9 protein-coding genes are annotated in these 14,825 nt (G+C 58.0%); 7 read left to right on the top strand and 2 right to left on the bottom strand.

From position 1 onward, the window contains the following. Nucleotides 1–96 precede the first annotated feature (96 nt). The 6 genes from AC1DCF_RS14010 (at nucleotide 97) to AC1DCF_RS14035 (ending at nucleotide 8,646) form a co-directional block, all read left to right on the top strand. Nucleotides 97–1,026: a glycosyltransferase family 2 protein gene (locus tag AC1DCF_RS14010; RefSeq protein WP_477211538.1), complete on the top strand. Its 930-nt coding sequence runs from the start codon at nucleotides 97–99 to the stop codon at nucleotides 1,024–1,026. Nucleotides 1,027–1,192: 166 nt separating this feature from the next. Further along, the gene (locus AC1DCF_RS14015; protein WP_477211539.1) at nucleotides 1,193–2,314 is read left to right on the top strand and encodes a glycosyltransferase; all 1,122 of its coding nucleotides are present in this window, start codon (nucleotides 1,193–1,195) and stop codon (nucleotides 2,312–2,314) included. 163 nt (nucleotides 2,315–2,477) lie between these two features. Beyond that, nucleotides 2,478–4,607, top strand: a complete 2,130-nt coding sequence (locus AC1DCF_RS14020) for an acyltransferase family protein (RefSeq protein WP_477211574.1) — start codon at nucleotides 2,478–2,480, stop codon at nucleotides 4,605–4,607. A gap of 691 nt (nucleotides 4,608–5,298) precedes the next feature. Beyond that, nucleotides 5,299–6,354: a glycosyltransferase family 4 protein gene (locus AC1DCF_RS14025; RefSeq protein WP_477211575.1), complete on the top strand. Its 1,056-nt coding sequence runs from the start codon at nucleotides 5,299–5,301 to the stop codon at nucleotides 6,352–6,354. A gap of 80 nt (nucleotides 6,355–6,434) precedes the next feature. Further along, nucleotides 6,435–7,538, top strand: coding sequence for a glycosyltransferase family protein (locus tag AC1DCF_RS14030; RefSeq protein ID WP_477211540.1), 1,104 nt, complete (start codon nucleotides 6,435–6,437; stop codon nucleotides 7,536–7,538). Continuing rightward, nucleotides 7,531–8,646, top strand: a complete 1,116-nt coding sequence (locus AC1DCF_RS14035) for a glycosyltransferase family 4 protein (protein ID WP_477211541.1) — start codon at nucleotides 7,531–7,533, stop codon at nucleotides 8,644–8,646. Before AC1DCF_RS14030 ends, AC1DCF_RS14035 begins: the two co-directional genes overlap by 8 nt. Before the next feature lie 64 nt (nucleotides 8,647–8,710). On the opposite strand, the gene AC1DCF_RS14040 is transcribed toward AC1DCF_RS14035, so the two are convergent. Beyond that, nucleotides 8,711–10,003 carry an oligosaccharide flippase family protein gene (locus AC1DCF_RS14040; protein WP_477211542.1) on the bottom strand — a complete coding sequence of 431 codons (1,293 nt, stop codon included), beginning with the start codon at nucleotides 10,001–10,003 and terminating at the stop codon, nucleotides 8,711–8,713. A 249-nt stretch (nucleotides 10,004–10,252) separates the two neighbouring features. Between AC1DCF_RS14040 and AC1DCF_RS14045 the strand changes: the two genes are divergently transcribed. Continuing rightward, a complete protein-coding gene (locus tag AC1DCF_RS14045; protein WP_477211543.1) occupies nucleotides 10,253–11,671 on the top strand; it encodes an O-antigen ligase family protein in 1,419 nt (472 codons plus the stop codon). Between the two features lie 984 nt (nucleotides 11,672–12,655). Here the strand turns inward: AC1DCF_RS14045 and AC1DCF_RS14050 are convergent. Next, the gene (locus AC1DCF_RS14050) at nucleotides 12,656–14,755 is read right to left on the bottom strand and encodes an acyltransferase family protein (protein ID WP_477211544.1); all 2,100 of its coding nucleotides are present in this window, start codon (nucleotides 14,753–14,755) and stop codon (nucleotides 12,656–12,658) included. Between the last annotated feature and the right edge of the window lie 70 nt (nucleotides 14,756–14,825).

Raw genomic sequence — 14,825 nt, forward strand, 5'->3', positions numbered from 1 at the left:
TGCAGTCAACGGCCTCCCGCTCACGATTGGTAGAGTTCACAGTTTGAAGCGCGGCAACCTGACTGGCAGAGCCATCAAAATGAAAGGGCCAATCTGTTGAGCACCCCCGACGAGAGTCACTTGCAGCACGTGATCATGATGCCGTTTTACGGCGACGTCAGTTACTTCAAGCAGGCAGTCGAGAGTGTTCTCGCACAATCGGACCCCGACTGGCGATTGGTGATCATCGACGACAAGTACCCCGACCGTACTGCTCAGACGTGGGCTCAATCGCTCGGCGATGAGCGGGTGCGCTACCTGCGCAACGACACAAATCTGGGGGTCAGCGGAAACTTCGCCAAGTGCGTCGAGCTTGCCGATGCCGAATTCATGACGATCATGGGTTGCGACGACCTGCTGCTTCAGAACTACATTTCGAGCGTGAAAAGTCTGGTGCGTGCGTTTCCCGACGCGGACTACGTGCATCCGGGCGTGCGGGTCATCGACGGCGATGGTCGAGCGACGGTGTCTCTCGCCGATCGAGTTAAGGGTTGGTATCGCCCCCGCACTCACGCAGCAAGCATTCTGAGCGGTGAAGGGTTGGCCAGGAGCCTGCTTCGCGGCAACTGGTCGTATTTTCCGGCGATCGCCTGGCGCACCTCGGTCATCCAAGAGATCGGCTTCCGTGCGGAGTTCGAGGTCGTGCTCGACCTCGCGCTTCAGATCGACATCATTGGGGGTGGCGGCAGCATGGCGCTCGACGGCGACGAAGCCTATGCCTATCGACGGCATCAGGGGAGTGTGTCGTCATGGAAGGCCGAAGATGGCAGCCGCTTTCATGAAGAGGCTGCCTACTTCGCCGAGGCGGCGGCTCGGATGCGATCGCTCGGTTGGCAGAGAGCGGGTCGCGCTGCCGCGTGGCACTTCTCTTCCAGGCTCAACGAGCTTTCGCAGATTCCCCGGGCGTTGTCAGGGGGCGGATTCCGTGCCGGGCTCGCTCTTGCTGCCCACGCGGTTCGGCCAGGAGTACCTCGCCCGAAGGCGTGAGCCTCGGTCGAGATGATATGTCGTTGATTCTGTCAAGAGCACATTCTGAAGCAGGATCCGTAAAGTTATCCCCTAAGAATGCCGCTCAATCGTGGTTCGGGCGTCGACTGGTTATCTATTCAGGCGCCCGACGTTATTCTGAAATAGGGGTGTGGATTCATCTCGCATGCAGAAACGACGAAAGCAGCGAATGTCAGGCGTACTGGTTCACGAGTGGTTGGCACGACACGGGGGCTCAGAAAACGTCCTTTCGGAACTTGCGCACATCTTTCCGGATGCCCCCATCGTTTCGTTGTGGGATGACGCACCCGAGCGTTTCGCTCCCGGCCGGGTATCTGAAACCTGGATGGCGCGGACCCCGTTGCGAAGGCATAAGGCGCTGGCGCTGCCGCTCATGCTTGAGACGTGGCGGCATCTCGGTGCAAACGACGCGGACTGGATCCTGTGCAGTAGCCACCTCTTTGCCCATCACGCGCGATTCTCTGGGCCGGCTGCGGATGCACCGAAATACGTTTACACCCACACTCCCGCCCGCTACATCTGGACCCCTGAACTCGATGACCGAGGCGATAGCCGCATCGCACGAACGATATCGCGCTCTCTGCAAGGCTTCGACCGCAAACGAGCTCAGGAAGCACACTCCATCGCGGTCAATAGCGCATTCGTTGGCAGCCGGGTCGAGAAGGCATGGGGTCGTGAGAGCGTTGTCATTCATCCGCCGGTGAGCGTGAAAGCCTACGCGGAGGACTCGCAAGATCTTCTCACCAGCAAGGAAGGCAGTATTCTAGATGCCTTGCCTGCGACCTTTATCCTCGGAGCCTCACGGTTTGTGCCATACAAGCGCCTTGATGTTGCTATCGCCGCTGGCGTTGCAGCAGGAATTCCGGTCGTCATCGCGGGGGACGGGCCAGACGGGACCCGCCTACGTGCCCTTGCCGACGAGAATCCAGGATTAGTGACCTTTGTTCATCAGCCTTCAACGGCCTTGCTGAATCAGCTTTATCGCCGCGCATTGGTTTACGTGTTTCCTGCCATCGAAGACTTCGGCATCATGCCGGTCGAAGCAATGGCCACAGGAACTCCGGTGATTGCGAACGCCGTGGGTGGTGCAGCAGAGTCGGTGAAGCACGGCGTGACAGGGGCGACGCTTCAATCGTTCGACTCTGCTGCGCTTCGCGAGGCAGTCGATATTGCAGCCACAGCCGACGCCGCAGACTGTATTTCCACGGCATGGGAATTTGACGTGGAAGTCTTTGCGGGCCGGATTCGGGCATGGGTCGGGTCCTAACGAGTACTGCCAACTGATCCGGGCATTCGACCTGCGGCGATAGTGCGCCTCACGATCGGTTCGAGGGTCAGGGCAGCAGTGCGCGCACCCATAGAATTGTCGAATTGTCGGTTCGGTAGCTCGGGGGAATTCATTGAGTGCGACTGTTGTCGAGCCGTCACACGTGCTGCCCGCGAAAATCCGACACAGGTCGCCGATTCGTGGCGAGATACAGGCGCTTCGCGCCTTAGCCGTTGGACTTGTTCTACTCAACCATCTCTGGCCCGATCGCGTCCCTGGGGGGTACATCGGTGTTGACATTTTCTTTGTCATCAGCGGATACCTCATTACGGCGCATCTCATGCGTGAGGCTGACAATACGGGGCGGATCAACCTTCCCTCGTTCTGGGCCCGACGGGCAAAGCGGCTCCTTCCTGCCGCTCTGGCTGTTCTAGCGTTCTCAATCGTCATGGCCGCAGCGTGGCTGCCGATCACAACCCGTCAGTCAGCCTTCGATCAGATTGGTGCGGCCGGCGTCTATGTTCTTAACTGGCTCCTGGCTGCGTCATCACTTGACTACTTCGCTCAAGGAAGTGCGCTCTCTCCTGTCACCCATTTTTGGTCCCTCTCAGTGGAGGAGCAGTTCTACCTCGTCTGGCCGTTACTGCTTGCGGGCTGCCTGTGGCTTACGCGCACCCGTTGGTCGGCTGCCCGATGCTATGTGATAGTCGGTACTTTCGCATGCGTATTTGTCGCCTCGTTCCTCTGGGGAATTCGAGAATCTGCCGTCGAGCCCGATGCAGCCTACTTTCAAACGGCTGGTCGGGCCTGGGAGTTTGCAGCGGGCGGATTACTGGCATTCGTGCCCGCTGCTACAGCTCAAATCAAACGGTGGCTCATACCCATCGCATGGACCGCTTGGATGGCCCTTGGTTTCAGCTCGTTCGTCTTTGACGCTGAAAGCGGCTTCCCGGGGGCGTTCGCGCTGGTCCCGGTGATCGCCACCGCCATCATTATCTGGGTCGGAGACATCAATCATTCGTGGGCGCCGACAGCGCTCACCTCGTTCGGTCCGATTCAGTGGCTCGGGGACGCCTCCTATTCCGCCTATCTATGGCACTGGCCGTTGATCGTTGCCGCAACGTCAATCCTGAATCGCGACCTGCACGGTGCCGACAAGGTCGTGATTCTGGGCGTAGCGCTCTCGGTTGCTTACCTCTCCAAACGGTTCATCGAAGATCCAGTACGGTCAATGACCACCGCTCGGTGGGGAAAGCCACGTTGGGTCCTGTGGGCAACGGCGACCGCAATGCTGATGGTGGTGGTGGTCACGGTGACGATGTCAACGCAAATGGGTGAGCGCGCCCGCACCGCGGCTGCGAGCGTCGCCCAGCAGGCGAAGGTTTCAGGGAAGTGCTTTGCCGGTCAAGCTGTCGTGTCTGGTGAAACCTGCGACAAGTCACACTTGCTGTCCGACGAGAATCTCGTGTTGGTGAATGAAAGCAACCAGAATTCCCTCGTCCCTCCCGGAGGAACTTGTCAGGAGCTTCGCGGCTCGACGCAGGTTCGGGGCTGCTCATTCGGTGTGGAGAAAGGACGCGAAACGACCGGTGCTGCGCTGATTGGCGACTCTCACGCCCGAGTGTGGGCACCTGCACTCAGCGCGATTGCCGAGCAGGAGGGGCTTCGGATTACGTCCTACTTGCAATCGGCTTGCCCTGCGACTCTCGACCCGGCGATCGAATATCGTGACAATACCTACCGCGATGGTTGCAAACAGTGGCGCGAGGCGGCAATCGCGAAGGTTGCTGCGGACCCTTCAATCGACGTTGTCGTCACTTCAAGTAATGACCGTAGCTACTTCATCGGCGGTGCCTCTGAGGGATCGCTCCGCGCCACGGATCCGGGCGATGGGTATGTCGCAGCATGGGAGACATGGCTTTCAGCGGGAAAACGTGTTGTCGTGATCAACGACGTTCCGCAGCATCCGGTGCGAGTGCCCGACTGTCTCGCTCGCAGTCCTCAGCGCGTCGACCCATGCACGATGAATCATCAGTTGGTTCAAGGTGCGGGTCCGTTGCGCCTCGCCGCCAATCGGATTGACGATCCGAAGTTCACTTTTGTTGATTTTGAAAACGTGTTTTGCGACCACGATGTCTGCCATTCAGTCGTTGGAGGAGTACCTGCATACATCGACTCTGACCATGTCACGACTGCGTTCGCGCGCTCCCTCGCGTCGGAGTTCGTTGGCGTGCTCACAGGGACCACTGTGAGTGCAGCATCAATAGCTCAACCTTCGCCTGCGGGACGTTGATCGGCACGAAGCTGCACAAGGAGTTTCCCGACGGATAAGTAGGAAGTCCTAACTTATGCGGATATGGGCGTCCTCTGGGAGGTCACGAATCTTGCGTGCGGGATTCCCCGCCCAAATTTCGCCGGCCGGAATTGACCTGGTGACGACTGAATTTGCCCCGATCAAGCTCCGCTTCCCCACCGTGAGGGTTTCGCCTGAGCGGAATAGGACGACCGCCCCAGCCCCAACATACACATTTTCGTCCAAGACAACTCCGCCACCAGATGCGAGCTGAGATCGGTCAAGGAACTGATCAGACCGCCCGATAGTCACACCCTGCATCAGAGTGACCGAATTGCCAAGAACGGTGTTCGGGTGAACGACGAGCCCTGCGGACCAGTGGGGGAGCCGAACGGTTTCTATGCCGGTTATGTTTCGGGGTATATCGACACCCAGGAGATGTAGGAGCCTCACCGCGACTCGACCGACGATTGGTCTGTTCAGAGACCGGGCGATTCTCTCAAGGCCGTTGATGGGATCATCACGCATGTTTCGAGACTAACGGATGGCGCGCGTTGTGATGCGTCGGTTGCGCGAAGAAGCAATTGTTCCATCGGCGTGAGCTTGTCGTCTCGCCTGTGGTGCGAAAGTGAAGGTACCGGTGCTGTGAGAGGATAGCAAAGTGTGCGGCGATTCGTTGGGCACGGTGCGCATGCGATCCAAACAAGACGTTAGTTCCTCAGTCGTGTGGACGCTCTACCCGCGTCGCAAGGAAGGACTGAGATTGCTTTACGTTGACAGTCGATGGAATGGCAATCACGGGATCGGACGCTTCTCACGAGAGGTGGGTAGCAGAATATCGGCCGAATTCGTTGCGCTGCGGGGAAACCTCCGCCCGAGCTCTGCGGCAGACCCGATCTTGCCTGCTCGACTCCGCTTGAAGCGGTCAGACGTACTGTATTCACCCTCGTATAACTGCGGCCCGACGCGGGCGACGCAGATCATCACAATTCATGACCTCATTCATTTGGACGATCCAGGGGAGTCATCCCGAGCCAAGTCTGTCTATTACAAGCGGCTCGTCAAGCCCGTCGTGCAACGTGCGGGAATCGTCCTCACTGTCTCTGAATCGTCGCGCGATCGCCTGATTGAGTGGCTCAACGATGATGCAGTCGACGTTCGCGTCATCGGGAACGGCAGTTCCCCGGCATTTCATCCCCTGCCGGGTCAGGTGCTTACTGATCATCCGACGTTTCTCTATGTGGGAAACCTGCGCTCGCACAAGAACGTGGGAGTCGTACTTGAAGCGCTCAGGCAGCGACCGGATTATCGACTTGTGATGGTAACTCCAAGCAGGGAAGAAGCATCCACCCTGGCGGATCGACACCGCGTACGTGGACAGGTTTCAACACTCAGTGGACTGTCCGATGATGAGTTGGCGGTGCTCTATCGCGGTGCCCAGGCGACGCTCATGCCATCGCTTCTTGAGGGCTTTGGATTTCCGGCGCTTGAGTCCTTTCTTTGTGACACTCCCGTCGTGTATTGGTCAGGCTGTGCTTCGGTGGCTGAGATAAGTGACGGGAGTGGGATTGGGGTGGCCGATGCTTCAAACCCCGATGAATGGGCCACGGCAATGGATAGGGCGAGTGCCGATCGGGAGTCGTTGCTCCTCGCGTCAGCGGGCCACTGGAGGGAGCGGTACGACTGGGGAGCGGTTGCAGCTCGGGTCAACGACGTTCTTGCGCACTACCCACGAAGCGAAAACTAGACAATTGCTGCCGACGTGTATGAACGGCGCCCCGTCAGACGGGGCCAGCTTTTGTCGTCTTGCGGGGGAGGAGAACCTAAGTGAAAAATAGTTCTGGTCGATTGAAAATACTTCTGCTAAGTCACACCGCTGAGGGGGGAAGCTTCAAGGTCGGGAGCCACCATCTGGCGCGCGAGTTCTCTCTCATGGGGTTCGACGTAGCACACGTATCAACCCCGGTCTCGGTCTTTCACTTACTCCTGGCTAAAGGCGATCCTCGAAAGAGAAAGCTGGCGCTCGCTCCCGGGATCAGAGATGAGCATGGAACCTATCATTCGGTTCCCTTGGTTTTCCTTCCCCTGCAAGTTCGAGGTAGTTCCCGAGCGCTGCGCCGGCATCTCAAGCGAATTGGATACTGGGACGCACACTACATCCTCGTAGACCAGCCATTGATGGGCGACTTGGTCGGAAAGTCGACACCGGGGGCGGTGGTTTATCGCCCGACCGACGAGGTGTCGGCAAGGATTGCTGTCGGCCGACAGAAAGAACTCCTCAAGCATGTTGATGGCGTCGTCGCGACCTCGGCAAAGGTGCTTGACTCACTGACGGTTCGAAATTCCATCCCAACGACAGTAATTGAAAACGGTGTGGAATTCAGCCGTTTCGTTGCCCCGCCTGGCAGAGTGAGCCGAACCGGAATCGTCTATGCCGGCGCCCTCGACCACCGGTTCGACTGGAACGTCATCGTTTCAATCGCCAACGAATTTCCAACGATATCTGTCCGGTTGATTGGGCCCATTGTCTCAGAGCCGCCACCTCTTCCTGAAAATGTGAAGCTCGTCGGTCCAGTCGCATATGGGGATTTGCCCGCGCTTCTGCAGTCAGCGGCGGTTGGTCTACTCCCGTTCAACGACGCATTCGAGAACGCAGGGCGCAGTCCGATGAAGTATTACGAGTATTTGGCAGCTGGGATGTATGTCGTCGCGACGCGTACCCCAGAGCTGGAACGGCGCAGCGCCCCCGGAGTGCTCATGTATTCAGGTGCAGAAGAGGCAATCGATGCTGTACGTCAGTCGTTGGCGCGGGATGCACCGAACGACGCCGGTCGTGATGATGCAGAGAAATACGATTGGCACCGAAAGGCTACGGAGTTGGTCACTTTTATGACGTCTCTTCCCCGAGGAGTGAAAGCAACAAATGAGTAAGGAACTGCCGCGAATCAATGTGGTGGCCGCGACGTCGTTCGCCGGGGGGGCTGAACTCTACATAGCGCGGCTCTATCGCGGATTGGTCGAGGCCGGCTGCTCCGTTCGCCTGATTGGGAGCATCCCCCCGTGGCCGGTGGACGAACTGGACTCCGTCGATCTCAATTTTGGTCCCAAGTGGAGCCTGCGGACACTTCCTGGTGGTGTGGCTCGTCTGTGGAAAGAGCGGCGGGCCCTTGCCCGTGAAGTTGCAGGCGCACGGGGAGAGATCTATCACCTTCATTTCAAGAGGGAGCAGATTGGATTCTCGCGGCTCCTGAGCCGGAATGGTCAGGTTTTCTGGACTGAGCATGGCCGCTTCCCTGCCGGTCTTTTCGGGCGCCTGATTCTTCCGTTCTACAGGTACGCGGCACGAAACGTCGTTTCCATCGCCTGCGTCTCGGACATCGTCGCAACAGACATTCGGCGTCTGCTGGGGTCGAGGTGCGAGATCGTTGTTATACCGAACGCGGTCGATACGGATAAACTTCGCCCCGCGACCCCTGCCCAGAAGGCCGAAGCCCGAGAAAGGTTCGGTCTACCTGAGGGGCCCGTTGCTGTGTACGCAGGTCGAATCGAGCCGGCGAAGAGGGCTGGTTTGGCAATTCAAGCCGCAAGGCATGGTGGGTTTTCACTTCTTGTCGCTGGGCAGGGAAGCCAGTTCGAGGAGCTCAGGGGCGCGTATGAGAGCGAGTCCGTGAAATTTCTCGGTCAGGTAGCGGGTCCTCGTGAAATCTTCGAGTGTGCCGATGTGCATCTGTTTCCGTCAAATGGCGCCGGCGAAGGCTTTCCAACGGTGCTGCTTGAGGCAGCAGCCATGGGTATTCCATCGGTGGCCGCGGACGATTCCGGTTTTGGAAGCCTCGTCGTCGAAGGTGGCGGCGTGGCAGTTCCGGCCTCACCGGAGGGATTCAGCGGCGGAATGAGCACGTTAATAGATGACCCGAGCACGCGAGAAAGAGTCCGACGGTGGAGCGAACAGTACGATGTTCGTCTGTGGGTGGCATCGCACATCGACTTGTTCGCTTCACAAGCTGGAGCGGCAGAATACCTGCCCAGGTCACGATAGGTTTCACGATGTGGTCAGGCGATAGCAGGGGCGCCCTCAGCGGAATTCTCCAGTGGGTGCGGATCTACATTGATTGCACCGGGCGCCACTTGAGGATCCCCTTGATCAACGTCAAGTCTTCGCCCCTCAAAAGGTAGAACTCGGAAATCGGGACGGAAAAGTACCACTTCATCCAAGCGATGTTCAGATTTCCAGAAACGAAGTTCCCGGCGAGCGTTGCGATCGCCGCGCCGACCGCTCCGAAGAGCGGCACCAACGTGAAGATCAACGCGGCATTGACGACGAGTCCAATGAGAATTGAAGCACTCCGCAGCTCCGGGCGTCCGCGGGCGCTGAGCCCGGCGCCGGCGATCGAGCCCGGGTTTCCGATGACAACGGCGACCAGGAGAATTATTGTGACGGATACCGCGCCTTGAAAATCCTCGCCAAAGAAGAAGGGGATTGCCCACGGTGAAACCAACGCGACTGCCGCGCCAAGAAAGGCAGTGACCAGCGTCGAAAGTCGCGAAGCCTGGCCCACCCGATGTGCAACGGGAGACCTCGATTCAACAGAAAACAAGACATCACGGACGGCCGAATTGAAAATCAGAATCAATTCGCTGATGCTCGCCGCGACGGCATAGAGTCCAAGCGCTGTAGCGCTCGAAAGCGGGATCATCATGAGCTGGTCAAGCCTCATGAGCAGGACGCCCGCAAGAGACCCAAGCCAAACGCGGCTCCCATAACCGAGTACCTTGACGTTTTCCTCGTCGGCGGAACGGTGGTTCAGGTGGTGGCGGGACGCGACCGGCGGTACCAAATAGACGATTCCACCGATGACAGTCGAAGCTGACAGGACAATTGTTCCGGTCAATGGAGTGAGATCTCCAGTAACGAAGAGAACAATTACCCCGACCATCCGAAATGTTGCGCCGAGGGATCTCTCAATTGCGATCCGTTTCCAGAGCTGTCGCCCACTTGCCACGCCCCGAAGTCCTGCAACCAAGAGTGCCGGAATCAAGCAAGTCGTTGCCACAAGGATAAGTTGGGCAAGTCCGGGATCGCCCGCGCTGAGCGGAAGCGCAAAGACTGATATGACAGCGCTCCCGAGGAGCCCGGCGAGTAGGAGGAATGTGAGCCCAAGAACCAAATGCCTCCTGAATCGAAGCACATTTCTGGCCACAAAATAGGTGAATGACTCGGGGACGCCAAACGTCAGAATGGTTGTCGCAAGAATTAGCGGCGCGGTGGCCGCAGCGACCTCGCCGCGCCCTTCAACTCCAAGCCCTTGAGCCAGAAGCGGCGCAGTGATCAGTGCCGCCAGTGGGGGAATCAAGTTGCCCAGAGTGGCAGTCAGGATTCCGCGGCGTATTGACATCGTTTCCTTTGCGTACGTGGCCGTCCGAATTGAACGTAGGCATCCTTGGCCCTTGAGGCAGCCTCCCTATCTTGACGCATGTGATTGCTTGCTGACGAATTCACCTGACGCACGGACGAGGCGGCGTAACCGCCGAGGAGTCCCTTCAAGGCTCAGCTAGGATGGCTGGAGCCATTGCTATCGAAGCGTCGAAATACAAGTTCCGGATCTTGGGGTGGTGGGACCGGTCCCCGGCGAACTACTGACGAAATGGAACGAATGCTCGCCTTAGGGATAGTTGCAGGTGGGGCTGCTGTCGTTGCTGTTCTGATCGTTTCGCTCTTCCTCAACCAATTGGTGCGTCTGCGGATCTCGACTGCAGTGAATTTAGTTCAGGGTTTTCTGCCCCCTTTTGTCAACAGTCTCTCTGCGAGCCTCTTATGGGCTATTGCATCAGCACCGAAGACCGTAGTCGATAGTCGCTCGCAGTTTCGGCAGCCAGCAATGTGGCTCGCGTCCACCGTCCTCCTGCTGCAAGTGGTCGCGGGGTTGTGGAGTTCAGACCTCTCAATCTGGCGTATCAGGGTGCTTCAAACATTCGTCTTTTGGCTTGTACTGCTCCTCGCACTTGAAACGAAGGCGCGGGCGGCGTCGCCGATGAAACTCGTACTCGTTGCGTCGATACCGCTGGTCGTTTGCCAAGCACTTTCCGTTATTGTCTTTCGTGTCTTCCCCGCCATTGAGAGCAGCTATCTTCGCTCGAACTGGGCCGGCTTCCTGCTGGGAAGTTCGGTTTCGAGTCTTTACACAGACAATCCAAACAACGTTCTCGACATCGCGAAGTCCGGCGGTCTCATGTTTCTCAATGCGAACGTCGCTTCAATGATGCTCGGAATGTACCTAATGGGATATCTGTGGTTGTGGTTCTCGGCGCGGTCGTATTTGTCCCTCACCTTCGCGGTCATCGCCGGTGTTGCAGCACTGTTCACTGGCTCGAAGACCGCCTTCGTGCTGCTCGCATGCCTGGGAACCTTCGTGGCGTTGTCCGGCCTGCTTGTGCGCAACAGACGTCCCTGGCTTTTTCTTTGCGTCGCGAGTGTCGTGGCAGTCGGTGGAGCGGTGGGTGCGTCCCTCTTTCTGGCTAAGAACGACTCTGGCATCGCGTCGCAGACCGAAACAACTTGGGGCATTCGTGTCAAACTCTGGGAGGCGGCAGCAGATTTCTTCGTCTCCAACCCCTTTCTCGGCATGGGCTTTGGCGGCTGGGCGGAAAAGGCCCAACCACTCCTGGCGGACGTTGGTCTCAAACAGGTTTTTCCTCCTCACAACTTTCTCATCGCTATGTGGGCGGAGAGCGGAATCCTTACAGTCCTAGCCGTCTTGGCTCTCTTCGGCCTCTTTTTTGTCGCTGGTGTATCGCAAATTCGAAAAGCTGATCGTCGAATTGAGGGGATGGCGCTTGCATGTGTGCTTGCAGTGGTTGCCTGGGCGGTGCTGCATGGAATGGCCGACAATACGACTTTCTTCGGAGTCGTCCAGACGGCAGCGCTCGCGGCCGCCGCGATTGCCCATGTAAGTGGGAATCAGCTCAGCCCCACCCCTGATCTCGAGTTGCGGCACACGTTGCGAAGGCTCTTACCCAGGCCCGCCAAGCGCGCTAACCGCGACCTCGAACCCTTGGAGCGGTGATGTCTGACACGGTGAGGACTTCGGTCCTGTCACGCATATTCAACCGAGTCAGAATCGAGCTCCGTAAGTTTCGACTGCACGTCGCAAACCATGTGAGTGTTCAGAGCGTTGTGTGTCCTGACGGTCCCGTGGTCTCACTCACCACTTTCGGGGACAGGATGCGCCAGGTATATCTCACAATCGAGTCAATTGCTGAAGGGGAAACCCTTCCCGGGCGCTTGATCTTGTCGTTGGACGAAAACAGCGAGGCGCCGGTGCCGAGATCTTTACGCAGGCTTCTTCGTCGAGGCTTGGAAATCCAACGAGTTCGGGACTACGGCCCTCATAAGAAGTACTACTCGTACCTCGAAACGGCGAGCGATCTTCGCGCACCGCTGGTTACGGCGGACGATGATGTGCTTTACCCACGCGCCTGGCTATCCCAACTGATGGGGTCGTATGAGACGAACCCATCCGACATCTCTTGTCATCGCGCATCTCGAATATCCCTCAGCGTCGACGGGTTCGCTCCGTATGCGACCTGGAAGCTCTGCAACGGAACTGTTCCCAGCATCCTCAATTTTGCGACAGGGGTATCAGGGGTGCTCTATCCGCCCGGCTTCCAACGAGTTCTCAAAGCAGAGGGAACCGCGTTTCTTCAGGTTGCGCCCCGTGCCGACGATATTTGGCTCCACAAGATGGCCGTTCGAGAAGGCTATGCAGTCCGTCAAGTGAACAGCACAAGTCGCCATTTCGATGAGATTCGTCGAAGCGAGACGTCAGCGCTATTGACTGAAAATGTGCTTCAGGGCGGAAACGATCGGCAGATTCTTGCGACGTACTCAGCCGAAGACATCGCCAAACTCAGACGCGAAGAAGTCGGCCTACCGACACAGCCGACTGACAACGGGAGGTCCTGAGACATTCGGTCTCTAACCTTCTAGAAACGGGGTTTCCCAATTCTGATGGCCACGGATGGGCAGTTCTGAATGACCATTGACAGCGCTACCCGCGAATCTCACTCGCTTCAGTGAGTCGCCCTGCAAGCATCTCTCGGAGAAATGGTGCCAACTCGACGGACGCTGCGGCTGTGAGGTGGCTGCCGTCCACCAGGATTGGGGTCGACCCAACAAATAGGGGGCATTCGCCGTTAGCACTGCAAAACCATTCAATGGTGGAGGGCACTGTGACGTTCGTATATTCGGACGCGACCTCGCGAGTGACTCGGCCAACATCGATGAAATCTTGTTCGGGGGCGAAGACGCAGTCTTTGGGCGTGCTTCCTGGGACTGCGCAATCCTGAAGCGACCGCATAGTGGGGGGCGGGTCCAGCGAAATGACAGTGGCCATTGACAACTGGTCGAACAAACGCCGAGTGCCGGCTTCCCATTCAACCAGTGCATCCGTGCTCGTTGCGCGATCTCCCAGGCGCCTAATCGTGGTTGGCGCGGAGGCAAGAATGACGACATCCGGTGCTGTCGATCGAATTTCTCCCAACGCCCAGACTCGAAATGGATTACAACGAGACGCAGATTCGCCGCTCCACAAGCGTACCGAGACGTCGGTAGCGGGACATTGTTCCATGATGTAAAGCCGAATCATCGTGTCATTGCCCGCCGCGGCCCGAATCGCAGGAACGTAACTGATCGCCGTGGAATCGCCGAGAACTGCGATCGTATGTTTGGCGTTGACCGGTCCAAAGGTGCAGCGCCGGACGGTTTGCGCTGGAGTAGATGAGTTCTCCACCGTCGAGTCAATTGCGCACCCATCTTCGACCCACTCCGGGGCTCGATCGTGCACACCGAGCGATTCAATCGGAGGAGAGAGTTCCGGCCATTCGCTGAGGGTCAGGGCGTCTCTGATCTGCGCGCTTCGTGCAGATTCGGCGGCGGTTGGGGATGACGACCCGAGAAGCACCGCAATTGAGTCCTCATGTGCCTCCGCAGAGGCTTCTGGTAAACGCGACTGGAAAGTCATGACACCGACGGCTAGCGCGCACACCAGCAGTGCAGGCAGCACAGAATATTTGCCTCGGGTGGCTTTCAACGCATTGGCAAAGCCTGACGTGCTCCATGTCGCGCGCCGCAAAGGTGATTCGATCCAGTGATAGGTCGCGATCGAAAGCAACACAGTCAACATGAGGGATGCAAGGAGGTATTTTTCGCCCCGCTGTGGCAACAGCTCGCCGACAAAGACAATCACCGGGAAATGCCAGAGGTAGAGTGAGAAGGATATTTCGCCGAGGTAACTTGTTGCCGGGTTCGCGATCGGGTATGAAGCTCGTGTAGTTTGACCTATCCCAGCAGCGATGATGGCGGCCGTGCCCAGCACAGGGACGAGAGCCCACGGAGCTGGAAATACACTCGCGTCTGTGATCTCAAACGTGCTGATGCCGATTGCAGCGAGGCCCCCGAGTACGAGCAGAGGCCGGATCCTCGCCGGTAGCCTACTCAAGCTGGTCGTGCAGCATGCCAGCAACGCGCCAATTCCGAGTTCCCAGGCCCTTGACGCCGTTGAGAAATACGCCCACGTCGGTTGCGCTGCACTTTCCCAGAGCGCCCAACCAAATGACGCAATGGTGAGGAAAGCCAGAATTGCGGTGACATACCTGCGGGGGTAACGCCGCGCAACCGCAAGGGTGAGAATGATTACGATCGGCCAGATGAGATAGAACTGCTCTTCGACCGACAAGGACCAGTAATGCTGGAGCGGAGACACGCTGTCGTCGGCGTGCATGTAGTCGGTGCCAATCGCAACGAAACGCCAGTTGGCGACGAAAACCGACGAAAAGAGTCCATCGACAAGGGTGCTTCCAGCGCGCGCTGTGGAGAACAGCAGATTGGCAAGGACAACTGTCGCAGCCGTGACAGTCAATGCGGCCGGAAGGATTCTTTTGATGCGTCGCATGTAGAACCCACGGAGGGAAACCCTCCCTACGCGTTCATGCTCGCGAAGAAGAAATCCTGTGATGAGGAACCCGCTGATGACGAAGAACAGGTCCACCCCGATGAAGCCGCCATTGGGCCAGCCGACCAAATGATTTGCGATAACGAGCAAAACAGCAATTGCGCGTAGCCCTTGGATGTCCTGTCTTTTTCCGCGCACTCACAGACCCTATCGGAGTTCTTCAATCCCCTGCGTGCCGCTGTTCAGGGGCAAGGGCGGCTCATGATCT

The organism is Leifsonia sp. 10L418 (assembly GCF_056395445.1).